The organism is Priestia sp. P5_B4 (assembly GCF_056400385.1).
Genome location: NZ_JBFULJ010001459.1, coordinates 1 through 589, shown reverse-complemented (window position 1 = coordinate 589; position 589 = coordinate 1). Strand labels below are relative to the sequence as shown.

The window sequence follows — 589 nt, the reverse complement described above, 5'->3', positions numbered from 1 at the left end:
TTTTGAATGCTGCCTAATAATCCTGCACTTTCTTTACAGTATATCAGTCATCATTATCTATAATAAAATCAAATAAAAAACAAGCAGATCCTACTTCTCTTTCATTTAATTAAATTATGTATTTTACGTTGTTCTACTGAATATTGGTTTCAAACACAAACACAGAAACAGCGATATCTTCTTCTACTTTGATATCAGAAAATAAGTACTCCAGCTTAGCTCCTAACAAGTCTTCAAGCCCCTCTGGAGGAGATGAAGCGTAAAGGTTTTGAATAAGCTTTGTTCTTGCCATATGTACCGTCTCTTTACCTTCGGTTGTTCTCGCGATAAATTGTTCAGCTGGCGTTAAGTTGCCGTACAAAGTTGAAATAGCCATATTTTGAACAAATACAGTATGAATTCGTGCTGGACCTTTTCCAAAAAGTTTTTTGCGCAGCTTTCGGATAATATCATTAAAATCATGTATTTTCTTAGACACTGGTGTATGCCTCCGCTTATCTCGAGTATGTCTCCCTTGCTCATTCAAGTTTTCAACTAAGAATAAGTTAAATTATACATGACGACGTTTACATTGTATACAATGTATCTG

Annotated in this window: 1 protein-coding gene; it reads right to left on the bottom strand. The window is 34.5% G+C overall.

The window, feature by feature from the left end:
• Window positions 1-133: 133 nt before the first annotated feature.
• A complete protein-coding gene (locus AC1DRF_RS31600; protein ID WP_427076489.1) occupies window positions 134-478 on the bottom strand; it encodes a Na-translocating system protein MpsC family protein in 345 nt (114 codons plus the stop codon).
• Window positions 479-589 lie beyond the last annotated feature (111 nt).